The 22768-nt window shown below is 73.4% G+C and carries 21 protein-coding genes and 8 tRNA genes; 16 read left to right on the forward strand and 13 right to left on the reverse strand.

Annotated features, from left to right (window positions below; all coding sequences use genetic code 11):
• A partial coding sequence (locus ACFVVU_RS34085; protein WP_387793885.1) for a serine/threonine-protein kinase occupies nucleotides 1-1168 on the reverse strand: 1168 nt, incomplete at its 3' end.
• A 433-nt stretch (nucleotides 1169-1601) separates the two neighbouring features.
• Between ACFVVU_RS34085 and ACFVVU_RS34090 the strand changes: the two genes are divergently transcribed.
• The gene (locus ACFVVU_RS34090; protein ID WP_380690098.1) at nucleotides 1602-1802 is read left to right on the forward strand and encodes a hypothetical protein; all 201 of its coding nucleotides are present in this window, start codon (nucleotides 1602-1604) and stop codon (nucleotides 1800-1802) included.
• A 327-nt stretch (nucleotides 1803-2129) separates the two neighbouring features.
• On the opposite strand, the gene ACFVVU_RS34095 is transcribed toward ACFVVU_RS34090, so the two are convergent.
• The 6 genes from ACFVVU_RS34095 to ACFVVU_RS34120 form a co-directional block, all read right to left on the reverse strand.
• Nucleotides 2130-2201: transfer RNA gene (locus ACFVVU_RS34095), tRNA-Val, on the reverse strand.
• Nucleotides 2202-2242: 41 nt separating this feature from the next.
• A tRNA-Val gene (locus ACFVVU_RS34100) sits at nucleotides 2243-2314 on the reverse strand.
• Nucleotides 2315-2372: 58 nt separating this feature from the next.
• A tRNA-Val gene (locus tag ACFVVU_RS34105) sits at nucleotides 2373-2444 on the reverse strand.
• 27 nt (nucleotides 2445-2471) lie between these two features.
• A tRNA-Val gene (locus tag ACFVVU_RS34110) sits at nucleotides 2472-2546 on the reverse strand.
• Nucleotides 2547-2580: 34 nt separating this feature from the next.
• Nucleotides 2581-2654 (reverse strand) — tRNA-Cys (locus ACFVVU_RS34115).
• Nucleotides 2655-2694: 40 nt separating this feature from the next.
• Nucleotides 2695-2767: transfer RNA gene (locus tag ACFVVU_RS34120), tRNA-Gly, on the reverse strand.
• A gap of 291 nt (nucleotides 2768-3058) precedes the next feature.
• Here ACFVVU_RS34120 and ACFVVU_RS34125 point away from each other — a divergent pair.
• From ACFVVU_RS34125 to ACFVVU_RS34135, 3 genes are all read left to right on the forward strand, one after another.
• Nucleotides 3059-4120, forward strand: a complete 1062-nt coding sequence (locus ACFVVU_RS34125) for a chorismate-binding protein (protein ID WP_387793886.1) — start codon at nucleotides 3059-3061, stop codon at nucleotides 4118-4120.
• A gap of 84 nt (nucleotides 4121-4204) precedes the next feature.
• Nucleotides 4205-5035 (forward strand): aminotransferase class IV, encoded by an 831-nt coding sequence (locus tag ACFVVU_RS34130; protein WP_387793887.1) that lies wholly within the window; start codon nucleotides 4205-4207, stop codon nucleotides 5033-5035.
• 94 nt (nucleotides 5036-5129) lie between these two features.
• Nucleotides 5130-5972 carry a GNAT family N-acetyltransferase gene (locus tag ACFVVU_RS34135; RefSeq protein ID WP_387793888.1) on the forward strand — a complete coding sequence of 281 codons (843 nt, stop codon included), beginning with the start codon at nucleotides 5130-5132 and terminating at the stop codon, nucleotides 5970-5972.
• A gap of 4 nt (nucleotides 5973-5976) precedes the next feature.
• On the opposite strand, the gene ACFVVU_RS34140 is transcribed toward ACFVVU_RS34135, so the two are convergent.
• The gene (locus ACFVVU_RS34140; protein WP_387793889.1) at nucleotides 5977-6477 is read right to left on the reverse strand and encodes a DsbA family protein; all 501 of its coding nucleotides are present in this window, start codon (nucleotides 6475-6477) and stop codon (nucleotides 5977-5979) included.
• A gap of 167 nt (nucleotides 6478-6644) precedes the next feature.
• Here ACFVVU_RS34140 and ACFVVU_RS34145 point away from each other — a divergent pair, with 167 nt between their 5' ends.
• Nucleotides 6645-7133, forward strand: a complete 489-nt coding sequence (locus tag ACFVVU_RS34145; RefSeq protein ID WP_380685611.1) for a hypothetical protein — start codon at nucleotides 6645-6647, stop codon at nucleotides 7131-7133.
• Nucleotides 7134-7149: 16 nt separating this feature from the next.
• Here ACFVVU_RS34145 and ACFVVU_RS34150 read toward each other — a convergent pair whose 3' ends face one another.
• On the reverse strand, nucleotides 7150-7719 hold the full coding sequence (locus ACFVVU_RS34150) for a CGNR zinc finger domain-containing protein (RefSeq protein WP_380685609.1): 570 nt from the start codon (nucleotides 7717-7719) through the stop codon (nucleotides 7150-7152).
• A 378-nt stretch (nucleotides 7720-8097) separates the two neighbouring features.
• Complete coding sequence (locus ACFVVU_RS34155) at nucleotides 8098-8511, reverse strand: SsgA family sporulation/cell division regulator (RefSeq protein WP_030056266.1); 414 nt, start codon at nucleotides 8509-8511, stop codon at nucleotides 8098-8100.
• Nucleotides 8512-8705: 194 nt separating this feature from the next.
• Between ACFVVU_RS34155 and ACFVVU_RS34160 the strand changes: the two genes are divergently transcribed.
• The 3 genes from ACFVVU_RS34160 to ACFVVU_RS34170 all read left to right on the forward strand — a co-directional run bounded on the left by ACFVVU_RS34160 (nucleotide 8706) and on the right by ACFVVU_RS34170 (nucleotide 9656).
• Nucleotides 8706-9206 carry a TIGR02611 family protein gene (locus tag ACFVVU_RS34160; RefSeq protein WP_380685607.1) on the forward strand — a complete coding sequence of 167 codons (501 nt, stop codon included), beginning with the start codon at nucleotides 8706-8708 and terminating at the stop codon, nucleotides 9204-9206.
• Nucleotides 9207-9307: 101 nt separating this feature from the next.
• Nucleotides 9308-9379, forward strand: a tRNA-Val gene (locus tag ACFVVU_RS34165).
• Between the two features lie 205 nt (nucleotides 9380-9584).
• Nucleotides 9585-9656, forward strand: a tRNA-Val gene (locus ACFVVU_RS34170).
• A 65-nt stretch (nucleotides 9657-9721) separates the two neighbouring features.
• On the opposite strand, the gene ACFVVU_RS34175 is transcribed toward ACFVVU_RS34170, so the two are convergent.
• Nucleotides 9722-10489 (reverse strand): exonuclease domain-containing protein, encoded by a 768-nt coding sequence (locus ACFVVU_RS34175; RefSeq protein ID WP_387793890.1) that lies wholly within the window; start codon nucleotides 10487-10489, stop codon nucleotides 9722-9724.
• 154 nt (nucleotides 10490-10643) lie between these two features.
• Between ACFVVU_RS34175 and ACFVVU_RS34180 the strand changes: the two genes are divergently transcribed.
• From ACFVVU_RS34180 to ACFVVU_RS34195, 4 genes are all read left to right on the forward strand, one after another.
• Nucleotides 10644-11198: a DUF4365 domain-containing protein gene (locus ACFVVU_RS34180; protein WP_387793891.1), complete on the forward strand. Its 555-nt coding sequence runs from the start codon at nucleotides 10644-10646 to the stop codon at nucleotides 11196-11198.
• A 31-nt stretch (nucleotides 11199-11229) separates the two neighbouring features.
• Entirely contained in the window at nucleotides 11230-12426 is a 1197-nt protein-coding gene (locus ACFVVU_RS34185) for a hypothetical protein (protein ID WP_380685600.1), read from the forward strand.
• Nucleotides 12427-12525: 99 nt separating this feature from the next.
• Nucleotides 12526-14505: a threonine--tRNA ligase gene (thrS, locus tag ACFVVU_RS34190; RefSeq protein ID WP_387793892.1), complete on the forward strand. Its 1980-nt coding sequence runs from the start codon at nucleotides 12526-12528 to the stop codon at nucleotides 14503-14505.
• 81 nt (nucleotides 14506-14586) lie between these two features.
• Nucleotides 14587-15147 carry an HIT family protein gene (locus ACFVVU_RS34195; protein ID WP_380685596.1) on the forward strand — a complete coding sequence of 187 codons (561 nt, stop codon included), beginning with the start codon at nucleotides 14587-14589 and terminating at the stop codon, nucleotides 15145-15147.
• A gap of 75 nt (nucleotides 15148-15222) precedes the next feature.
• Here ACFVVU_RS34195 and ACFVVU_RS34200 read toward each other — a convergent pair whose 3' ends face one another.
• A complete protein-coding gene (locus ACFVVU_RS34200) occupies nucleotides 15223-16869 on the reverse strand; it encodes a hypothetical protein (RefSeq protein WP_380685646.1) in 1647 nt (548 codons plus the stop codon).
• Between the two features lie 195 nt (nucleotides 16870-17064).
• Between ACFVVU_RS34200 and ACFVVU_RS34205 the strand changes: the two genes are divergently transcribed.
• Nucleotides 17065-17490, forward strand: a complete 426-nt coding sequence (locus ACFVVU_RS34205; protein WP_380685648.1) for a thiol-disulfide oxidoreductase DCC family protein — start codon at nucleotides 17065-17067, stop codon at nucleotides 17488-17490.
• 18 nt (nucleotides 17491-17508) lie between these two features.
• Here ACFVVU_RS34205 and ACFVVU_RS34210 read toward each other — a convergent pair whose 3' ends face one another.
• Nucleotides 17509-19566, reverse strand: a complete 2058-nt coding sequence (locus tag ACFVVU_RS34210; RefSeq protein WP_387793893.1) for an elongation factor G-like protein EF-G2 — start codon at nucleotides 19564-19566, stop codon at nucleotides 17509-17511.
• 213 nt (nucleotides 19567-19779) lie between these two features.
• Between ACFVVU_RS34210 and pgsA the strand changes: the two genes are divergently transcribed.
• The 3 genes from pgsA to ACFVVU_RS34225 all read left to right on the forward strand — a co-directional run bounded on the left by pgsA (nucleotide 19780) and on the right by ACFVVU_RS34225 (nucleotide 22729).
• The gene (gene pgsA / locus ACFVVU_RS34215) at nucleotides 19780-20427 is read left to right on the forward strand and encodes a phosphatidylinositol phosphate synthase (protein WP_380685652.1); all 648 of its coding nucleotides are present in this window, start codon (nucleotides 19780-19782) and stop codon (nucleotides 20425-20427) included.
• Nucleotides 20428-20458: 31 nt separating this feature from the next.
• Nucleotides 20459-21481, forward strand: a complete 1023-nt coding sequence (locus ACFVVU_RS34220) for a phosphatidylinositol mannoside acyltransferase (protein ID WP_380685654.1) — start codon at nucleotides 20459-20461, stop codon at nucleotides 21479-21481.
• 66 nt (nucleotides 21482-21547) lie between these two features.
• Nucleotides 21548-22729, forward strand: a complete 1182-nt coding sequence (locus ACFVVU_RS34225) for a glycosyltransferase family 4 protein (RefSeq protein ID WP_380685656.1) — start codon at nucleotides 21548-21550, stop codon at nucleotides 22727-22729.
• Nucleotides 22730-22768 lie beyond the last annotated feature (39 nt).

Here is a 22768-nt window from a genome sequence, read left to right on the forward strand (position 1 = left end):
CGGCCTGCTCGGGCGCCCGCCCGGGCGCCGGGACTCCGCGCGGTGCGGCGGCGGCCGGTGCGGCCGGCACCGGCCCGGCCGGACGCACGGGGTGCCCCGGGTGCGCCGGACGTCCCGGGTGTCCCGGTGCCCCGACTCGCTCCGCCCCTGGCCCGGCACCCCGGACGGCGCCCGCCCGGCCCACGCCCGGCACGCCACCGGCCGGGCCGACCCCACCGACCCCACTGGCCCCGACGCCGCCGTTCCCGGCGGCGGCCTGGCCGCGCCCGGCCCCGCGGCCCCGGCCGAAGGGCCCGCCGGAGCCGTGGCCGGCCGCGCCGCCCGGCATCGCGCCCGGGCCGGTCGTCGCACCGCGCGCCGCCAGTTCGCTCAGCCGCTCGTGCAGCGCCGCCGCGCCGGGCCGTTCGGCGGGCTCCTTGGCCAGGCAGGCCCGGATCAGCGGCGCGAGCTGCGCCGGCACCGCCGACAGGTCGGGCTCCTCGTGGACGACGCGGTAGAGCATGACCTCCGAGGAGGCCCCGGAGCCGAACGGGCTGTCCCCGGTGAGCGCGTACGCGAGGGTGGCGCCGAAGGCGAAGACGTCGGTCGCGGGTGTGACGGCGGCCCCCCGCACCTGCTCGGGGGCGAGGAAGCCGGGCGAGCCGACGGCGGTGCCGACGTGGGTGAGCGTGCTGGCCCCGCGCGACCAGGCGATGCCGAAGTCGATGATGCGCGGCCCGCGCGGCGACAGCAGGATGTTGGACGGCTTGAGGTCGCGGTGGACGACGCCGGCCTCGTGCACCTTGACCAGCCCGTCGGCGAGCGAGGCCCCGATCCGGGCGACCTCGGACCAGCCCAGCGGCCCCTCGTCCCCGACCCGCTTGTACAGCGACGGCCCGGGGACGTACGCGGTGGCCAGCCAGGGCCGGTCGGCCTCGATGTCGGAGCCCATGACGCGGGCGGTGCAGCCGCCGCGGATCCGGGAGGCGGCGGCGATCTCGCGGGCGAAGCGGGTGCGGAACTCGACGTCCTCGGCCAGCTCGGCGCGGATCAGCTTGAGCGCGACGCGCTGCCCCCTGCGGTCCGATCCGAGGTAGACCACGCCCATGCCGCCGGCTCCCAGCCGCCGGTGCAGGCGGTACGGCCCGACGATGCGGGGGTCCTCACGCCTCAGCCGCATCATCGCCATTCTCGTTTCCCCGTCAGACTGTGGGTGAGGCCCCGTCGGATGGGGCGTCGTCAGTTCCTGTCTGGCACAGCTTACGGACTGCCCGCTGCGGTGTGCTGATACGCAACACCTGAAGCCACCGTCCGATTGTCGGATCTTGCACTGACATCCGGTCGGTGTGCCGGCGAATCGTTTCTCGGGGTCGCCTCTCAGGGTTCCCCCTGGGACCGGGTCTCGGACGTCTCCCCCTGCGGTAGTACTACCCAGGTCTGATCGTCATCCTCCGGGAGGCCCGGAGAACAGTACGACGGCATGACGCCCGCCAACCCCCTCCCGCCATACCGTTGTTCTCAGCGGTGGACGGGGAGCTCGTCCCCCGAGGTAAGCCGTCCACCGCGTCCACGTGCACCACCGTCCATCCACCGGCCGAGCTCACGAAAGAGGAGTCAGGGGCATGGCACCGCAGCCCACGGGATCCACCTCCCGCCGACGTCGGCCGGCCTTCACCCAGCCCGGCGCCGCGGAGCGGACCCGGCACCCGGCGGTGGCGGTGGCGATGGCACTGCCCTGCGCGGTGCTGCTGGCCGTCCTGTTCGGCGGCTGGGAGCAGATGGCGAACCAGGCCCAGGCGGTGGCCGAACTGATCGGCCGCTGACCGGGCCGGGCACCTCGGGTGCCCACCGAAACGGGCACTGATCCCCTGGGGACGGGGAGCCAGTGCCGCCGGGGAGGCCGCGCCCGCGATGACACGCGGACGGGCGAGGAGCGGCGCGCAGAGCGCCCCGGCAGGCGGAGAGGCCGCGTACGGACGTCGGTGAGGGCGACCGTACGCGGCTCTTCTGCGTCTTCCGTTCCTTCCGGGCAGCGCTCCCGGGCGACGCCCTCGGGCAAGGCTTTCGGGAACACCCCGTGAGAACGGCTCCGGGAACGCCGAAACGGCCGGGGCCGCGACCCGTACGAGTCGCGGCCCCGGCCGTCACTGTGCGCGATACTGGGATTGAACCAGTGACCCCTACCGTGTCAAGGTAGTGCTCTCCCGCTGAGCTAATCGCGCCTGGTAAGGCGGTCCTGCAGCAGGCCCCGGAGGACCCGACGTGCGCGATACTGGGATTGAACCAGTGACCCCTACCGTGTCAAGGTAGTGCTCTCCCGCTGAGCTAATCGCGCTGGTGCGGTGGTGTTCCGCGGCGAACCCCGGGATCCGAAGATCCTGGAAGATCCGACGTGCGCGATACTGGGATTGAACCAGTGACCCCCACCGTGTCAAGGTGGTGCTCTCCCGCTGAGCTAATCGCGCGGGGCAGGTGTCCGGCAGGGCCGGGCATGGTGCGCGATACTGGGATTGAACCAGTGACCCCTACCGTGTCAAGGTAGTGCTCTCCCGCTGAGCTAATCGCGCGGGGAGGCCACCCGGCGGAGCCGGGCGAGCCTCTTGGAGGTGGAGACGGGATTTGAACCCGTGTAGACGGCTTTGCAGGCCGTTGCCTCGCCTCTCGGCCACTCCACCAGGCAACACTCGAAGGACGATCTTACACTGTCCTTCGTCGAGCGGACGACGAGATTCGAACTCGCGACCCTCACCTTGGCAAGGTGATGCTCTACCAACTGAGCCACGTCCGCCTGTCTGCCGGGATCTTCACCGGTTTTCCCGGCTGCGCTCCGTGGCGACGTGTTGAACTCTAGCGGATTCCCGGGCCAGCTAAAAATCCGTTCCCGCAGCATGTCCGGCGGGCGGCCGTCGGACGCCCCGGCGCGGACCGGCCCGGACGGGCGCGGCGGCGGTGGAACGACACCCTGAGTGACACCCGCAGGTCACCCCGCGTACGCCCGCGCGACGGCCGGTTCTGCTCGCGCCCCCCGACCTACACTTCAGGCACCGCAACCCCAAGCAAAGCCCCGCGCAGGAGAACCGTGTCCGGCCACCTCGACCCCCAGCACCCCCTCGCCCGCTTCGGCGGCCGCCTCGCGACCGGGCTGCGCGACGTCACCTCCGACCCGGCCGCCCTGGACTCCGCCGGCTGGTGGGCCGTCGCCCACGACTTCGAGGGCCGGCTCACCTGCGCCCGCTTCGACGACGTCCGCCCGGCCCCCGCCCCGCCCTCCGGCGCCGGCTGGCACGGCCCGGCCGCCGGCTCCTGGCACAGCTCGCTCGACCGCGCCGCCTACACCGCGGGCGTGCGCCGCATCCGCGAGCACATCGCGGCCGGCGAGGTCTACCAGGCCAACCTCTGCCGAGTGCTCTCCGCGCCGCTGCCCGACCCCGCCCGCTCGGACGTCGACGCCCTCACCGGCCTGCTCGCCCACGGGAACCCGGCCCCGTACGCCGGAACGATCCGGCTGCCCGGGCACGGCGTGGAGATCGCCACCGCCTCGCCCGAGCTCTACCTGCGCCGCACCGGCCGCACCGTCTCCTCGGGCCCGATCAAGGGCACCGGCCGCACCGAGCACGACCTGCTCGACAAGGACCACGCCGAGAACGTGATGATCGTCGACCTGGTCCGCAACGACCTCGGCCGGGTCTGCGCCACCGGCACCGTCACCGTGCCCGACCTGTGCGCGGTCGAGAAGCACCCCGGCCTGGTCCACCTCGTCTCCACCGTCGAGGGCACCCTGCGCCCGGACGCCGGCTGGCCCGAGCTGTTCGCCGCCACCTTCCCGCCCGGCTCCGTCACCGGCGCCCCCAAGTCCAGCGCCCTGCGGATCATCGAGGCCCTGGAGACCGCCCCGCGCGGCCCCTACTGCGGCGCCGTCGGCTGGGTCGACGCCGACCGCGGCGAGGGCGAACTCGCCGTCGGCATCCGCACCTTCTGGATCGACCGGACCGACCCGGCGGTGCCCGAGCTGCGCTTCGGCACCGGCGCCGGCATCACCTGGGGCTCCGACCCCGAACGCGAGTGGGCGGAAACCGAGCTGAAGGCCGCCCGGTTGGTCGCGATAGCGTCGGGCACCGAGCCCCGTCCCGACACCGACTGAACCCGCCCCGGACCCGACCCGCCCCGGACCGCGCCCGCCACCGCCGCCGGCCGGCCCGCACCCTCCCGCGAGGAGCACCCCGCGATGCAGCACCCGACCACCAGCTGGGTCAACGGCACCCTCGTCGACTCCGCCGACCCGGCCCTGTCCGTCCTCGACCACGGACTCACCACCGGCGACGGCGTCTTCGAGACCATGAAGGCCGTCGACGGCAAGGCCTTCGCCGTCACCCGCCACCTGGAGCGGCTCACCCGCTCCGCCCGCGGCCTCGGCCTGCCCGACCCCGACCACGACCGGGTCCGCGAGGCCTGCGCGGCCGTCCTCGCCGCCAACCCGATGCCGCTCGGCCGCCTGCGCATCACCTACACCGGCGGCACCGCGCCGCTCGGCTCCGAGCGCGGCGACACCGGACCCACCCTGGTCGCCTCCCTCGGCACCGCCACCCGCCGCCCCGACACCACCGCCGTCACCGTCGTCCCCTGGCGCCGCAACGAGCACAGCGCCGTCGCCGGCCTCAAGACCACCTCCTACGCCGAGAACGTCGTCGCCCTCGCCGCCGCCCACCGCGCGGGCGCCTCCGAGGCGCTGCTCGCCAACACCGCCGGCCGGCTCTGCGAGGGCACCGGCTCCAACGTCTTCGTCGTCCTCGACGGCCGCCTGCTCACCCCGCCGCTCTCCTCCGGCTGCCTGGCCGGCATCACCCGCCGGCTCGTCGTCGACTGGTGCGGCGCCGAGGAGGCAGACCTCCCGCTCGACGCGCTTCGGGAGGCCGAGGAGATCTTCCTGACCTCCTCGCTGCGCGACGTCCAGGCCGTCACCCGTGTCGACGACCGCGAACTGCCCGGCCCCGGCCCGGCCACCGCGAAGGCCATGGCCACCTTCGCCGAGCGCAGCGGCGACGACCTCGACCCCTGAGCACCGCCCCGCGCCGTCCCCGCCGGGAACCCCGCGGCGGGGACGACGCGTCCCGGCCGGTAGAAGAGCCGGACGGCGGGGAAGGGACCCCGACATGACCACCACGCTGCGCCCCGAGAGCCCGGAGACCCCCACCCCCACCGGCGGCCGCACCCGGCGCTGGCAGATCTGCGTCAACGGCCGCCCGGTCGGCGGCCTGCGCACCACCGCCGTCCCGCGTGGCAGTCAGACGTGGGGCGAGATAGCCGAGTTGGAGGTCCACAGCGGACGCGGCCGGGGGCGCGGAACGATCGGCGCGCTGGCCGCCGAGGAGGTGCTGCGCGGCTGGGGCTGCACCCGGGTGGACGCCGACATCCCCGAGTCCGCGCAGGTCGCCCGCTCGCTCGCGGTCACCCTCGGTTACACCGAGCGGATGCGGAACATGGTCAAGCGGCTGGACGAGCCGCCCGCCCTGCCGTCCGGCGCCACCGCGCGCCCGATCGGGGCCGAGGAGTTCCCGGCCTGGCTGGCCGACTCCAAGGCCGGCTACCTGGAGGACCTGCGCGCCTCCGGCCTCGGCGCGGAGGAGGCCCGCGCCAAGTCCGACGCCGACCACGTGAGACTGCTGCCGCAGGGCGCGGACACCCCGGGCGTCGCGCTGCGCCGGCTGTACGCGGCGGGCGAGGAGCCGCTGGGCTCGCTCTGGCTGGCGCTGCGGCTGCGCGACCTGCCCGACGGTGCCCCGCTGGCCTGGGTCATGGTGGTCGAGGTGGCCGACGCCCACCGGGGCCGCGGTCACGGCCGGACGCTGATGTGCCTCGCCGAGCGCGAGTGCCTGGCGGCGGGCGTCCGCGACCTCGGGCTGAACGTCTTCAGCGGCAACGAGGTCGCGATCCGCCTGTACGAGTCGCTCGGCTACCGGGTCACCAACCGGGTGTTCGGCAAGCCGCTGCTGTGACGGGTCAGGAAGCCCGCGCGGCCTCGACGGCGGCGATGACGCGCTCCAGCAGGCCGTCCTGACTCTGCCCGCCGTCGAAGCGCTGCCCGGCGACCACGTACGTCGGCGTGCCGGTCACCCCGATCGCCCGGCCCTCGGCCTGGTCCGCGTCCACGATCAGCATGTGCCGCCCGTCCACCAGCGCGGTGTCCACCTCCTCGGCGTCCACCCCCACCTGCCCGGCCACCTCCAGGAGCACCTGGGTGCCGCGCGCCTCCAGGTCCTCGACCCGCTCCAGCAGCGCCTCGACGAACGGCCAGCCGAGGCCCTGCGCGAAGGCCTCCTCGGCCGCCTCGGCGGCGGGGTAGGCGTGCTTGTGCTTCTCCAGCGGGAAGTGGCGCAGCTCGATCGGCAGCGCGTCGCCGTAGCGGGCACGCAGCGCGCGGACGTCGCCGAGGGCGGTGCGGCAGTCCGGGCACTGCAGTTCGCACCAGAACTCAAGACGGGGGAGGGAACCTTCGATCATGCCCCCAGTGTTCCATCAGTGGGGCCCGTGCCGTTCCGGCGGCCGGGTCCGGCCGGTTCGCCAGACCGAGGTAGTGGGAGGTCCGACGAGATGATCAGTCCGACTGGCAGTCCGACATCCGGAGCGACGCCCGGAGCGCCAGGGACGACGGCCGCGGGGAGGCGGCCGTGCTGACGGCGGCGGTCGCCTTCGCGCTCACCGCGGGCGGCGTGGCGGTGGCGGGCCTGCGCGCCTACCGCCGGCGCTTCCTCTCCGCGACCCGCTGGTTCGCCGTCGCGCTGCTGCCCGCCGGCCTCTATCTGACCGGCCTGTTCCCGGTGGCCCGGACGATCGGCGACGAGATCGCCGACTGGGCGGTCAAGCTGGTCTTCGACCCCCGGGTGTGGACCGGCATCGTGCTGCTGGCGGTCTCGGCGGGGCTGCTCGTCACCACCCGCTGGGTGGGCCGGCGCGGCGCCGTGACCGGGGGACGCGAGAGCGCCGCCCCCGCCGCCGGGCCCGCTCCGGCCCGCCCGGCCGTCGCTCCCGCCGGCCAGGGCGCCCAGACGGAGCCCAAGCGCGCCGAGAAGGCCCAGCGCGCCGAGAAGGGCAAGGGCGACGACGGGCTCGGCGACTTCGCGGACATCGAGGAGATCCTGCGCCGCCGCGGCATCTGAGCCCCGTGCGGAGCGCTCAGGCGGAGGGGACCGTCTCCGCCGAGCGCTGGCGGGCCCGGTAGGCGGCCACGTGCAGCCGGTTCCCGCAGGTCCGGCTGTCGCAGTAGCGGCGCGAGCGGTTGCGCGAGAGGTCCACGAAGACCCGCGCGCAGTCCGGCGCCTCGCAGCGGCGCAGCCGCTCGCGCTCGCCGGCGGTGAGGATGAACGCCAGTGCCATGCCGATCTCGGCGGCCAGGTGGTCGCCGATGGCGGCGTGCGGCGCGAAGTAGTGGATGTGCCACCCGTGGTGGTCGTGGTTGGTCAGCCGGGGCGTCGTGCCGGCCGCCGCGACCAGGGCGTTGACCAGTTCGGCGGCCTCCTCGGTGGACTCCGTGCCGAAGACCTCGCGCAGCCGGGAGCGCAGCCGGTGCACCTGGTGCAGGTCGCCGTCGGTCAGCGAGTCGACCTCACTGATCTCCTGCCGGACCACGAAGGCGTCGAGCGCGGCCACGTCGGGCAGCAGCTCGGTGCCGCACACCTCGGGTGCGGTGTTGAGCAGCTCGACGAGGATGCTCAGTGCGCACTCGGTGTCATGGGTGATCAGCACGGGCGGCTCCTCGCGCGGAGGGGGCCGTGGGCACCCCGCGACTACGGGTCATTCCCAGACCTTACCGGGGTGGTGCGACGTGCGGCGGTGGCTTCCGTCGAAGATGCGTACGGATCCCGTCACTCTGTGCGGAGATTTCCGCGGAAAACGGCCGCGCCCGGCAGCGAGGCCGGCCATCCAAGAGATGGCCGGCTCCGGTGCCGGGCGCCTTCGGTGCTTCCGGCCCGCTCCGATTGGGAGAGAACCGTTTCGTCACCGGCCCCGAGACCGCGTCGTGCGCGGCTGAGTCTGCTGCCGTGCCCCCGAGTAGGACGGCTGCGGTTGACGGCAGGGGTTACGACCCCGCGTGCAGCGGGGTGCGACCGCCTCCGGTCGGGGTCAGCTTTCGGCGAGGATGTGGGACAGCTCCCGGTCGAGGTCGAAGTGACGGTGTTCGGTGCCGGGGGGAACGGCGGCGTCCGTCCGCTTGAGGAACGACTCAAGCGCCCGGGCCGGGGCCTCCAGCAGGGCTTCTCCTTCCGGAGAGCTCAGGGCGATGCAGACCACCCCTTGTCCGTGGCTGCGCGAGGGCCACACCCGGACGTCGCCCGTACCGGTGGGTCGGTGCAGCCCCTCCGCAAGGAGATCTCGGGCGAACACCCACTCCACGGTCTCGTCGGCGCCGGTGTGGAAGGTGGCGTGCACGGCATAGGGGTCGGCGGTGTCGTAGCGCAGGCCCGCGGGGACGGGCAGTGAGGACTCGCTGGACACGATGAGGCGCAGGTGCAGCTCGCAGCTGACCGTGGTGTTCATAAGCGCCATGGCCTTTCGCTCAGTGTGCGCTCGGGGAATCGCACGTCGGCGAACGGACCATCCCACCTCCACGACCGATGTAAACCCCTCTGTCCCGATTCGGGCGCGAGTCGTACCCCTTACGGCGCATTGCGGAATCGCCACAGAGTGCCCGCCGGACGATTACCGGTCCGCTTCTCGGTTAGTTTCGTGGCATGACTGTGCGAAGCGACGAGGCACGCGGGGACGCGGGCGGGAACACCGGAACGGGGGATGCGATCGTGCCGGACGACACGGGGGTGCCGACGGAGGCCGGCGACGGGGCCGGTACGGAGGGTGACAAGCCGCTGGGCTCGCGCGCCCCGGGGTTCATCCGCCGTTCCCGTCCGCTGCACCTGAGCTGGCAGGTGGCCGTCTTCCTGGTCGGTCTCGCCGTGGTGGTGCTCGGTGTGATCATGCTTCCGCTGCCCGGCCCCGGCTGGGTGGTCATCTTCCTCGGCATGGGCATCTGGGCGACCGAGTTCGTCTGGGCCCAGCTGGTGCTGCGCTGGACCCGCCGCAAGGTGGCCGAGGCCGCGCAGAAGGCCCTGGACCCGCGGGTGCGGCGCCGCAACCTGACGCTCACCGCGATCGGCCTGGCCGTGATCGCCGCGCTCTGCGGCTGGTACCTGTGGAAGTACGGGCTGGTCATGCCCTGGAAGATCCACGAGGACTGAGCCGCCCGGCCCCGTCCGCCGCCGCCCCCGGGCGGGGCCGTCCGGGGGCGGCGGAGTGTTCGGAGCACCCTCCGGGATGCGGTAATGTTTTCTCTGCACCCGGGCGATTAGCTCAGCGGGAGAGCACTTCGTTCACACCGAAGGGGTCACTGGTTCGATCCCAGTATCGCCCACCGGAATGCATTGTGATATGTGAGGCCCAGCCGATTTTCGGCTGGGCCTCACATGTATTTCCACAATCCGCCGAACGGTGCCGGGAATGTGCTGAGGGGCAGTCACCTTCCGCTTCGCGCGGGAGTTCTGCGGACGCGTCGGCGGCACTCCCTGAACGAGTTGTACGACACCGCCCGAATGGTGCTACAGTTCTTCTCGTTGCCCGGGCGATTAGCTCAGCGGGAGAGCACTTCGTTCACACCGAAGGGGTCACTGGTTCGATCCCAGTATCGCCCACCGGACAGCACGCAGGCCCTGATCGGGAGACCGGTCAGGGCCTGCGGCGTTCCCGGGCCCGGCGGCTACGCCGCCACCTCGCACGCGTGCTCCGGCGACAGCCGGCGGCCGCAACCGCACCGGGCCGGCCGCAGTGGCCACGACAGGTCCACCCGCTCGTCCGCCCCCGACCGGTCGAACCACGCCTGCAGCCCGCGCGCCTGCGCCGCGTGCCAGACCGTCTGCCGTTGGTGCAGCTCCGCCGCCGTCAGCCCGCCCAGCGCCCTCGGGAACCGGGTGCCGATGGCCCGCACCAGCTCCAGCGACGCCGTCGCGTCCGCCCCCGCGTCGTGCGCCCCGGCCAGCTCCACCCCGTAGTGCGCGCACAGGTCGGTCAGCGTCCGCCGGCCGCGGCGGTAGCGGTCCACGTACTTGTCCAGGACCCGCGGATCCAGCACCAGCAGCTCGCCCGGGCCGATCGCCCCGGCCAGCGAGACCCCGCGGTGCCGACGCAACTCCCGGTCCAGCAGCGTCAGGTCGTACGGCGCGTTCATCACCACCACCGGCCGCCCGGCCCGGGCCTGCTCGGCGAGCGCGGCGGCCAGCTCCGCCACCACCACCGCCGCCGGCCGCCCGTGCGCCCGCACCCTCTCGTCGCTGATCCCGTGCACCGCCCGGGCGCCGTCGGGTATCGGCACGCCGGGATCGGCGAGCCAGTCGGTGGCCTCCGGGACGGCGCCCGGGGCGGATTGGACGACCAGGGCGGCCGAGACGATGCGATCGGTCTCGACGTCCACGCCGGTGGTCTCGGTGTCGAAGGAGGCGAGCGGGCCGGTGAACCAGTGCTGCTGCATGACTGCCCCTCGAAAACTGCGCGGTCCCGCCCGGGTGATACCCGCCCCTGACGCCCCCTCAACCGTTTGGCGCCGCACCGGCCGGGCACCCTGCCCACGGGCGCCCTGTTCGAATCCGGACGGGCCCCTGAGGGACGGGGGAGGCCGGACGGTCATGGCGCTGACGCAGCCGCAGCCCGAGGAGGCGGCGGCCGTCCTGCGGGGCGAGCTGGCGGTGACCGCCTGCATGGAGACCCTGCAGGTCGGCTACCTGCACGCGGTCGCCGCCGCGGCCGGCTGCTCGCTCTCCCAGCCGTTCCCCGACAACGGCATCGACTGGCAGGTCAGCCACGGCTCGCGCAGCCACGAGGTCGACGACGAGGTCACCGTCAAGATCCAGCTGAAGGCCACCCAGCAGATCGCCCCCGACCCGCGCGGTCCCTTCTTCTCCTTCACCCTGGACAACGACCACCTGCGCAAGCTCGCCCGCCCCCGGGTCGCCGTGCCCCGGATCCTCGTCGTCATGCTGCTGCCCCGCCGCGTCGACCGCTGGCTGGCCGCCCGCCCCGACGCCCTCGAACTGCGGCACTGCTGCTACTGGGTCAACCTGGCCGGCCACCCGATCACCGGGCAGCGCCGGACCAACGTCCGCGTCCCCACCGCGAAGGTCTTCGACGACCGCGCCCTGTGCGACATCATGGCCAGGGTCGGCGCGGGCGGCAGCCCGTGACGGCCCGGCCCCGGCCGGGAGGAGCCGCCCCATGACACTGCCCCACGGGCCGATGCGTCCCACGCTCGGCGAACCGCCGCAGACCGGGCCGCTGCCCGATCCGGGCGCCGTCGACCCCGCGGTGCTCGCCACCCTGCTCGCCCGGCACGGCTGGGTCCGGCGCGGCGGACCCTCTGCCCGCTACGGCCGCTGGACGCCCCCCGAGGGCACCGACCCCGGTGTCAGCCTGCTCGTCCCCGCCGGCGACGGCTTCGACGACGCGGTCGAACTGCTCACCGACGCCGTCACCGCCCTCGCCCGCTCCGCCAGCCCCTCCGCCCGCGCCATCCTGCTCGCGCTGGCCGTCCCCGGCGACGAACTCCAGTGGCACCGCGACCTCGCCGCACCCACCGGCGCCACCGCCCCCGGTGCCGCGCCCTGGGACGACACCGAACGGCTCCGGCACGCCGCCCGCGCCATGCTCGCCGCCGGCGCCAAGGCCGGTCGCACCCGCGCCGCCTACTTCGGCGCCCGCCTCGACGCCTGGGCCGGCGACTTCCTCGACCGGGTCCTGGTCGTCGCCGGCGGCCCCGGCCTGACCGCCTACACACCCGCCCCCGAGGGCCGGGCGGCGGTCACCACCCTGGTCCGCGCCCTGGAGGCGCTGCGCGACGCCGTCGACTACCGGCGGGTCAGCGGCGGCGGCGAGGCCTTCGAGAACGCCGTCCAGTCCGGCGTCAGCCGCGAACTGGTCGAATCCGTCCAGGACCTGGTGCGCGGCGCCACCGCCGGCCGGTTCACCGTCGCCTGGTCGGCCGCCGCCGGCACTCCGGGCGGCTTCGGCGACCGCCGGATCGCCGTCGAGTTCTCGCCCGGCGACCTGCCCGCCCTCGGAGAGGCCGCCGACCTGCTCGAACGCATCGAGCCCGCGGTCGCCGTCACCCTGGTCGGCCTCGTCGTCCGCCTCAAGCGCGCCGACCCCGCCGGGCCGGGCAGCGTGCGGCTGCGGGTGCTCGGCGGCGCCGAGGTCGACGAGGTCAAGGTCCGGCTGCCCGACCCGGCCTACCGGATCGCCGCCGAGGCCCACCTGGCCGGCACCCCCGTGCGGATCAGCGGCCGCCTGGAGCGGCGCGGCGGCTTCCGCCGGCTCGTCCGGCCCACCGGCCCGGAACCCTGCGGGCTGGAGGAGGCCGAGCGGGAGCGCCTGCTCAAGACCCTGGGGGAGGGGCGGAGCGGGAAGGACGCGTAGGAAGGGTACGGAGGTGACGGTGGGGCCACCGCTCTCGGTACCATCGTCAGGCGCAGCGCTGTGCTGCGTCCTCTGAATCCAGCACGTCAGGAGAGACCGGTGACGGACGTCCGGGTAATCATCAACCGCGAACCCGATCGGGAAGAGCGCGTGGTGACCACGGGCACTACGGCCGCCGAGCTCTTCGCCGACGACCGCTCGATCATCGCCGCCCGCGTCGGCGGCCAGCTCAAGGACCTCGCCTACGCCCTCCAGGACGGCGACGAGGTCGAGCCGGTCGTGATCAGCAGCCAGGACGGCCTCGACATCCTGCGCCACTCCACCGCGCACGTCATGGCCCAGGCCGTGCAGCAGCTCTTCCCGGAGGCCAAGCTCGGCATCGGCCCGCCGGTCAAGGACGGCTTCTACTACGACTTCGACGTCGCGACGCCGTTCCACCCCGATGACCTCAAGGCCATCGAGAAGAAGATGCAGGAGATCATCAAGCGCGGGCAGAAGTTCTCCCGCCGGGTGGTCACCGACGAGGCCGCCCGCGAGGAGCTCGCCCACGAGCCGTACAAGCTGGAGCTGATCGGCCTCAAGGGCTCCGCCGCCACCGCCGGCGAGGGCGCCGACGTCGAGGTCGGCGCCGGCGAGCTCACCATCTACGACAACCTGGACGCCAAGAGCGGCGAGCAGTGCTGGGGCGACCTCTGCCGCGGCCCGCACCTGCCCAGCACCAGGATGATCCCGGCGTTCAAGATCATGCGCTCCGCCGCCGCCTACTGGCGCGGCAGCGAGAAGAACCCCATGCTGCAGCGCCTCTACGGGACCGCCTGGCCGAGCAAGGACGAGCTCAAGGCGCACCTGGAGTTCCTGGAGGAAGCCGCCAAGCGCGACCACCGCAAGCTCGGCAACGAGCTCGACCTCTTCTCCATCCCCGAGGAGATCGGCTCCGGCCTCGCCGTCTTCCACCCCAAGGGCGGCATCATCCGCCGCGCCATGGAGGACTACTCGCGCCGCCGGCACGAGGAGGAGGGCTACGAGTTCGTCTACACCCCGCACGCCACCAAGGGGAAGCTCTTCGAGAAGAGCGGCCACCTGGACTGGTACGCGGACGGTATGTACCCGCCCATGCAGCTCGACGAGGGCGTGGACTACTACCTCAAGCCGATGAACTGCCCGATGCACAACCTGATCTTCGACGCGCGCGGCCGCTCGTACCGTGAACTGCCGCTGCGCCTGTTCGAGTTCGGCACGGTGTACCGGTACGAGAAGTCCGGCGTGGTGCACGGTCTGACCCGCGCCCGCGGCTTCACCCAGGACGACGCGCACATCTACTGCACCCGCGAGCAGATGGCGGACGAGCTCGACTCGACCCTCACCTTCGTGCTCAACCTGCTGCGCGACTACGGCCTGACCGACTTCTACCTGGAGCTGTCCACCAAGGACCCGGAGAAGTTCGTCGGGGACGACGCGACGTGGGAGGAGGCCACCGCCGTCCTCGCCGCGGTGGCCGAGAAGCAGGGTCTGCCGCTGGTCCCGGACCCGGGCGGCGCGGCCTTCTACGGCCCGAAGATCTCGGTGCAGGCGCGGGACGCCATCGGGCGCACCTGGCAGATGTCGACCATCCAGCTCGATTTCAACCTGCCGGTCCGTTTCGACCTGGAGTACACGGCGGCGGACGGTTCGCGCCAGCGGCCGGTCATGATCCACCGGGCGCTGTTCGGCTCGATCGAGCGCTTCTTCGCGGTGCTGCTGGAGCACTACGCCGGTGCCATGCCGCCGTGGCTGGCCCCGGTCACCGTGACCGGCATCCCGATCACCGACGAGCACGTGCCGTACCTGCTGGAGGTCGCGGCCGAGCTCAAGAAGCGCGGGATCCGGGTCGAGGTGGACACCTCGGACGACCGGATGCAGAAGAAGATCCGCAACGCCCAGCGCAGCAAGGTCCCGTTCATGCTGATCGCCGGCAACGACGACGTCGAGGCGGGCGCGGTCTCCTTCCGCTACCGCAACGGCGAGCAGAAGAACGGCGTGCCGCTGGCCGACGCGATCACCGAGATCGTGGACGCGGTCGAGCGCCGGATCCAGGTCTGACGCCGGGCGTCGGGCGTGAGCGCGGGGCGGGCTCCTTCGGGAGTCCGCCCCGCGCGGCTTCGCAACCACGGTTGGGCGAATATGCTGATCAGCATGACGACTGAGCCGGAACTGCAGCAGGGCGTCGGGGAGCCGGACGGCTTCCGCCGCCTGTGGACCCCCCATCGGATGGCCTACATCCAGGGCGAGAACAAGCCCACCGGCCCGGCTCCGGACGACGGCTGCCCGTTCTGCTCGATCCCGTCGCTGAGCGACGAGGACGGGCTGGTCGTCGCGCGCGGCAACTCCGTGTACGCGGTGCTCAACCTGTACCCGTACAACGGCGGGCACCTCATGGTGGTCCCGTTCCGGCACGCGGCGGACTACACCGAGCTGGACGAGGCGGAGACGGCCGAGCTGGCGGTCTTCACCAAGAAGGCGATGACGGCGCTGCGCGCGGCCTCGGGCGCGCACGGCTTCAACATCGGCATGAACCAGGGCGCGGCGGCCGGCGCCGGCATCGCGGCCCACCTGCACCAGCACGTGGTGCCGCGCTGGGGCGGGGACACCAACTTCATGCCGGTGGTCGGGCACACCAAGGTGCTGCCGCAGCTGCTGGCGGACACCCGGAAGATGCTGGCCGAGGCCTGGCCGCAGGGCTGAGACCCGCGACGCGCAGGGCCCCCGCCGACCGTCGAGTCGGCGGGGGCCCTGCGCGTCGGTGGGCAGGTGGTCGGCTCAGCCGGCGTCGTACTGGTCGACCCTGAACGGGCGGCTGCCCTGGGCCTCGGCCTTGAGTCCGGCCGCGCGGCCCTTGAAGGCGCGCTCGGTGTCGAGGTCGTGCTCGGCGAGGAACTCCAGGGTGGCGGTGTGGACCGCGGCGAGCACCGGGTGGGAGGCGTTGAGCGCGTTGTCGGCCATGGTGCGGGTGCCCCAGGGCTGGCCGGCCCAGGTGTGCCGCAGACCGAAGGGCTCGGGCAGGCCGAGGCCGCCGCCGAGCCAGGAGAGCAGGCTGGGCGTCCGGTAGAAGGGGGCGCGGACGGCCTGCCGGACGACCTCGTCGTTGTCGATCAGCGGGAGCTTGACCGTGCGGTCCTCCCAGAACCGGAAGGTCTTGGAGACCGACTTCTCCTTGTCCTTGGGCTTGTCGAAGAAGAAGCCGTTGATCGGGCCGAGGGCGTAGCCGGCGACGGTGATGTTGAGGGTGTTGGCGAGCAGGACGACGGTGACGGTGAAGGTCAGGACGAGCTTGCCGTCGTGGGTGATGAACTGGGTGGCGAGGTAGTGCCGGGGTCCGCCGCCGAAGGTCTGCTTGTCGGCGATGGCCTGGACGGCGAAGTCGCGCATGTGGTCGCCGTCCATGTCGGCGCTGCCGGGGCGGCTGATCTCGTCGGCGCTCTCGCCGACCTCGAAGACGACCCACTGCTTGACCTGGACGTTGGGCATGCCGCTGTTGGCGACCTCGCTGATACCCAGGGCCTTGAGGTGGCCGGAGATCTTGCGGACGAGGTCCCAGGGGTGGAACTGGCGGAAGTCGATCTGCCCCTCGGCGGGACGCAGGGTGTCGATGAGCTTCCACTCGCCCCAGCGGCGGCCGGCGCCGAGGATGCCCTTGGGGCCGGCGTAGTGCTGGACGTTGGTCTCCTGCTCGGCCTCCAGGCGGCCGAGTTTGGCGCGCAGGTCGGCGGCCTTCTTGTCGAGGTCGTCGCGGGGGACGGCCATCGGGACGGTCGCGGCGACGGCGTTGCCGTCGGCCAGGGAGAGCCAGCGGGCGCGCAGGTCGACGGCGGTGCGTTCGACGATCCGCCGGGCGAGGTACCAGCCGATCACCGGGGCGAGCATGACGACGCGCAGGTAGAGGCCGAGGATGCCGCCGGCCGGTGGCTTGATCGCGAGCAGCACGGCGAGCGCGGCGGCCAGGAGCAGGACGGCGGCCCCGTAGGCGCCGGCGTTCTTGGGGTTGTCGCGCTTGAGCCAGGCGCGCAGCTGGAAGGCGCCGAGCCAGACCAGGGCGCCGGGCAGGCAGAGCAGGCCGGTGACGACGGAGACGGTGGACAGCTGCCGGTCGCGGTTGCGGCGGATCTCCTCGGCGGCGAGGGCGTGCTCGACGATCTGGCGGGTTTCCACCCCGAACGAGGGCACCAGGGGCTTGCGGTCGCCGCCGAGCGCGCGCGAGATGAGCGCCTTGCTGAAGGCCTCGCCGAAGTTGGGCGCGAACAGGGCGAAGCGGCCCTTCTTCGCGCTGACGCCGTCGAGTTTGCCGGCGCCCTCCTCCAGGTTGGTGTCGCGGTAGGCGGCCGAGGAGAGCGCCTGGGTGCCGGCGGTCTGCGGTCCGGCGTCGGTCCGGGGTATCTGCGCACCCGGGGTCATGTCGAGTGTGGTCACGGTGGCGTCCCCTCCTCCCCTTTGTCCTGCGGCAGGTTACCGTGCCGGGGTGCCGGCGCGGGCATGATCGTCTGAAGTGCCGTCACGAACGGGCCACGATGGACCTGTGGGGCATGATGCCCACGTTTCGACCGTCCGACGCACCGTCCGGTGCCCGGTCGCGGGCGGTCGGACGGGATGGTGCACGATGACGGCATGGAGAGCGATGGACTGACGGATCCGGTGCTGGTGTTCGACGGGGACTGCGGGTTCTGCACGACGTGCGTGACCTGGGCGGAGCGCTATCCGCGGCAGACGCTGGCGTCGGGGGGCTGGGAGGCGGTGCCGTTCCAGTTCGCGGACCTGGCGGGGCTGGACGCGGTGGCCGGGGGGCGCGCGGAGGTGTCCTGGGAGCGCGCGGAGCGCGAGGTGCTCTGGGTGACGCCGGCGGGCCGGGTGTACGGCGGGGCGCAGGCGGTGGCGCGGCTGCTGATGCGTTCGGGCGGGGTGTGGGCGTACCTGGGCGGGGTGCTGGCGCTGGCGCCGGTGCGGCCGGTGGCGGCGCTGGTGTACCGCTGGGTGGCGAAGAACCGGCACCGGATGCCGGGCGGGACGCCGGCCTGCGCGCTGCCGCGGCGCTGAGCCGCGGCGACTCGGAGACTAGTCGTCCCGGCCGTCGAAGCGGGCGGCGAGGGCGGCCGGCATGGGCTCGTGGCGCAGGTGGGCGCGGGTGAACTCGGCGGTGCCGTGGGTCAGCGAGCGCAGGTCGACGGGGTAGCGGGCGAGTTCGAGTTCGGGGACCTCGGCGCGCAGCAGGGTGAGGCCGGGGCCGCCGGTCTCGGTGCCGAGGACGCGGCCGCGGCGGGCGGAGAGGTCGCCGAGGACGGCGCCGAGGTAGTCGTCGGGCAGCAGGACGCCGACGGCGGCGACGGGTTCGAGGAGCCGGATGACGGCGTGTTCGGCGGCGTCGCGCAGGGCGAGGGCGGCGGCGTTCTGGAAGGCGGCGTCGGAGGAGTCGACGGAGTGCGCCTTGCCGTCGGTGAGGGTGACCCGGATGTCGACGAGCGGGTGGCCGGTGGCGACGCCCTTGGCGAGCTGGGCGCGGACGCCCTTCTCGACGGAGGGGATGAAGTGCTTGGGGACGGAGCCGCCGACGACGTGCTCCTGGAACTCGAAGCCGGAGCCGGCGGGAAGGGGTTCGACCTCCAGGTCGCAGATGGCGTACTGGCCGTGGCCGCCGGACTGTTTGACGAGGCGCCCGTGGCCGGCGGCGGCGGTGCCGAAGGTCTCGCGCAGGGCGACCCTGTGCTCGACGGTGTCGACGTGGACGCCGTGGCGGTTGCGCAGCCGGTCGAGGACGGCGTCGGCGTGGGCCTCCCCGGTGCACCAGAGGACGAGCTGGTGGGTGTCGGGGTTCTGTTCGAGGCGTAGCGCGGGGTCCTCGGCGGCGAGCCGGGAGAGGGCCTGGGAGAGCTTGTCGTCGTCGGCCTTGCTGTGGGCCTCGACGGCGATGGGCAGCAGGGGCTCGGGCAGGGTCCAGGTGTCGAGTTCGAGCTGGCCGCCGGGTTCCTGGAGGGTGTCGCCGGCGCGGGCGGTGGTGAGTTTGGCGGCGCAGACGAGGTCGCCGGCGACGGCGTGCGGGACGGGTCGCTGGAGCTTGCCGAAGGGGCTGGTGAGGCCGGTGACGCGTTCCTCGCCGTCCTGCTCGGCGGGGTGGTCGGGGCCGGTGAGGCGGATGCGGGTGTCGGGGCGCAGGGTGCCGGCGTAGAGGCGCAGCAGGCTGATGCGGCCGACGTAGGCGTCGCCGGTGACGCGGACGACCTGGGCGGCGAGGGGTGCGTCGGGGTCGCAGGCGGGGGCGGGGCGGGTGCGTTCGGCGGGGGTGGGGAAGGTGGTGGTGATGAGGTCGAGGAGTTCGGTGGCGCCGAGGCCGTGTTCGCTGGTGGGGACGGCGGGGTGGAGGGTGCAGGCGAGGACCTCGCGGCGCATGCCGGCTTCGAGGGAGTCGGTGTCGGGGGTTTCGCCGGTGAGGTACTGCTCCATGAGGGCGTCGTCCTGGCCGGAGATGGCTTCGACGAGGCTCTCGCGGGCGGGGGCGCTGTCGGGCAGGGGGTCGGCCTGGCCGTAGGTGTGGCCGGTGAGGAGGTCGACGCTGCCGTCGGGCCGGCCGTCGTGGTGGACGGGCAGGAACAGCGGCCGGAGGGTGTCGGGGCCGAGGCCGAAGGCGTCGTGGCAGGCGGTGAGGATGTCGTCGAGGCTGCCGCGGGCGATGTCGAGTTTGGCGACGGCGATGGCGCGCGGGATGTTCTCGGCCGCGCACTCGCGCCACAGGGCGCGGGTGGGGGCGGTGACGGGGTCGGTGGCGGAGACGACGAAGACGGCGGCGTCGGCGGCGTGCAGGGCGGCGCGCAGGTCGGCGGCGAAGTCGGGGTGGCCGGGCGGGTCGATCAGGTTGATCTTGGTGCCGCGCCACTCCAGGGGGAGCACGGAGAGCTGTACGGAGCGCTGCTGCTGGTGCTCGATGGATTCGTGGTCGGAGACGGTGGTGCCGTCGGTCACCCGTCCGGGGCGGCCGATGGCGCCGGCGGCGTGGGCGAGGGATTCGGCGAGGGTGGTCTTGCCCACGCCGGCGCAGCCGATGAGGACGACGTTGCGCAGGTCGCCCGGGCCGGTGACGGCGGGGGCCTGGCCGGCTCTGGCGTTGCTGCGGTCGGGCATCGGGGTCTCCTCCCGTCGCGCCGAGGCTGTCGGTGAAAGTCTAGGGGCGGGGGCGGCGAGGGGCGCGCGAGCGGCATCCGGGGGCGGTGTGTGCCGGGGGAGGTCGGTGGGCGTGGCTACGATGGGTGCGCCGGATGGGCTGATCCATCGGGTCGTCTGCCGCGCATCTGGCCGCAGGCGGGTACCAGGGAGATCGGAGCGGTCGGGAAGGCCATGCTCAACAAATACGCGCGTGCCTTCTTCACACGTGTCCTGACCCCGTTCGCCGCGTTCCTCATCCGTTTGGGTGTGAGCCCGGACACCGTGACGCTGGTCGGCACGGCCGGTTCGGTGGCGGGTGCGCTGGTGTTCTTCCCGCGCGGGGAGTTCTTCTGGGGCACCATCACGATCACGCTGTTCATCTTCTCGGACCTGGTGGACGGGAACATGGCGCGGCAGCTGGGGCGGTCCACGAAGTGGGGGGCGTTCCTGGACTCGACGCTGGACCGGGTCGCCGACGCGGCGGTCTTCGGTGGTCTGGCGATGTGGTACGCGGGCAAGGGTGACAACAACCTGCTGTGCGCGGTCGCGGTGTTCTGCCTGGCGAGCGGGCTGGTGGTGTCGTACACCAAGGCGCGGGCGGAGAGCCAGGGGCTGCCGTGCGACGTGTCGGGGCTGGTGGAGCGGGCCGAGCGGCTGGTGATCAGTCTGGTGGCGGCCGGTGTGGCGGGTCTGCACACGTTCGGGGTGCCGTACGTGGAGTGGCTGCTGCCGGTGGCGCTGTGGCTGGTGGCGGTCGGCAGCCTGGTGACGGTGTTCCAGCGGATGCTGCAGGTGCGCCGTGAGGCGTTCGAGGCGGACCGCGTGGCGGCCGGAAGCTGAGAGGGGGCCCGCGGTGGAGGACCGAGTCGCGGTGAAGGACCGAGTGGTGGAGCGGCTGGTGTACACGGCGTACGCGGCGGGTTGGGGGGCGCTCAAGCACCTGCCCGAGCCGGTGGTGCGGGCGCTGTTCGACCGGCTGGCGGACTACGCGTGGCGACGGCGCGGCAAGCGGGTGCTGCAGCTGGAGGCGAATCTGCTGCGGGTGTGCCCGGAGGCGGACGAGGCCCGGCTGCGGGAGCTGTCGCGCGCCGGGATGCGCTCGTACATGCGGTACTGGCAGGAGTCGTTCCGGCTGCCGGTCTGGGGCCGCGGGCGGGTGCTGCGGGACGTGCGGGTGGACGGCTTCGAGCACGTGCAGCAGGCGCTGGACGCCGGGCGGGGCGTGGTGGCGGCGCTGCCGCACATGGGCAACTGGGACCTGGCGGGCGCCTGGGTGGCGAGCCGGGGGTACCCGTTCACGACGGTGGCGGAGCGGTTGAAGCCGGAGCGGCTGTTCGACCGGTTCGTGGCGTTCCGGGAGAGCCTGGGCATGGAGGTGCTGGCGCTGACCGGCGGCTCGGTGAGCGTGGTGGGCACGCTGGCGCGGCGGCTGCGGGCGGGGAAGCTGGTCTGCCTGGTCGGGGACCGGGACCTCTCGGAGGCGGGCATCGAGGTGTCGTTCTTCGGTGAGGCGACGCGGATGCCGGCCGGTCCGGCGGCGCTGTGCCAGCGGACCGGGGCGGCGCTGCTGCCGGTGTCGATCTGGTACGAGGGGCGGACCATGCGGGCGCAGGTGCACCCGGAGGTCGTGGTGCCGGCGCAGGGCGACCGGGCGGAGAAGACCCGGGTGATGACGCAGGCGATGGCCGGGGTGTGGGAGGCGGCGATCCGGGAGCACCCGGAGGACTGGCACATGCTGCAGCGCTTCTGGCTGGCCGACCTCCCGGTCCGTGAGACGGTGGAGGCGGGGGCGTCCCGGGCCGCGGGCGGCGCCCGTCCGGCCGTCCGGGAGCCCGCCGTCCGTCCGGCGGCGGAGGCGGCCGGGGAGCCGGCGGCCGAGGCGTCGGGGGCCTGAGGCGCCCGTCCGCCCGACCGCAGTCCGTACCCGCACCCGCACCGCCCGCAGGATTCGAGGAGACCCGTGAAGATCGGCATCGTCTGCCCGTACGACTGGGACGTCCCCGGTGGTGTGCAGTTCCACATCCGGGACCTCGCCGAGCACCTGATCGGCCTGGGGCACGAGGTGTCGGTGCTGGCGCCGGCCGAGGACGACGAGGCGCTGCCGCCGTACGTGGTGTCGGCGGGGCGCGCGGTGGCGGTGCCGTACAACGGCTCGGTGGCGCGGCTGAGCTTCGGGATCCTGTCGGCGGCCCGGGTGCGGCGGTGGCTGCACGAGGGGCGGTTCGACATCCTGCACGTGCACGAGCCGGCCTCGCCGAGCCTGTCGATGCTGGCGGCGTGGTCGGCGTCGGGGCCGATGGTGGGCACCTTCCACACCTCGAACCCGCGCTCGCGGGCGATGATCGCGGCCTCGCCGATCCTGCAGCCGGGACTGGAGAAGATGCGGGCGCGGATCGCGGTGAGCGAGTACGCGCGGCGCACCCTGGTGGAGCACCTGGGCGGGGACGCGGTGGTGATCCCCAACGGCGTGGACGTGGGCTTCTTCGCCGGCGCGGAGCCGGACGAGCGGTGGAGCGGCGGTGCGGCCGAGGGGCGGCCGGGGACGATCGGCTTCATCGGCCGGATCAACGAGCCGCGCAAGGGGCTGCCGACGCTGCTGGCGGCGCTGCCGCGGATCCTCGCGGAGCGGCCGGGGGTGCGGCTGCTGGTGGCGGGAAAGGGCGATGAGGAGGAGGCGGTCGCCGGGCTGGCGCCGGAGGTCCGGGCGCAGGTGGAGTTCCTGGGCATGGTGAGCGACCGGGACAAGGCCCGGCTGCTGCGCAGCGTGGACCTGTACGTGGCGCCGAACACCGGTGGCGAGAGCTTCGGGATCATCCTGGTCGAGGCGATGTCGGCGGGGGCGCCGGTGCTGGCGAGCGACCTGGACGCGTTCAAGCAGGTGCTGGACGGCGGGGACGCGGGCGAGCTCTTCCCGGTCGAGGACGCGGACGCGCTGGCGCGCACCGCGCTGCGGCTGCTGGGGGATCCGGCCCGGCTGGAGGAGCTGCGCAAGGCGGCGTCGCGGCACGTGCGGCGGTTCGACTGGTCGACGGTGGGCGCGGACATCCTGGCCGTGTACGAGACGGTGACGGCGGGGGAGGCCGCAGTGGTGGAGGACGAGCGCAGCGGGCGGCGCGGCCGGTTCGGGCTGGCCCGGGACTGAACGGGCGGCGGGCGCGGTTAAGGTCGGACGGTTCCACCG

It is taken from the genome of Kitasatospora sp. NPDC057965, from assembly GCF_042887135.1.
Lineage (GTDB): Bacteria > Actinomycetota > Actinomycetes > Streptomycetales > Streptomycetaceae > Kitasatospora.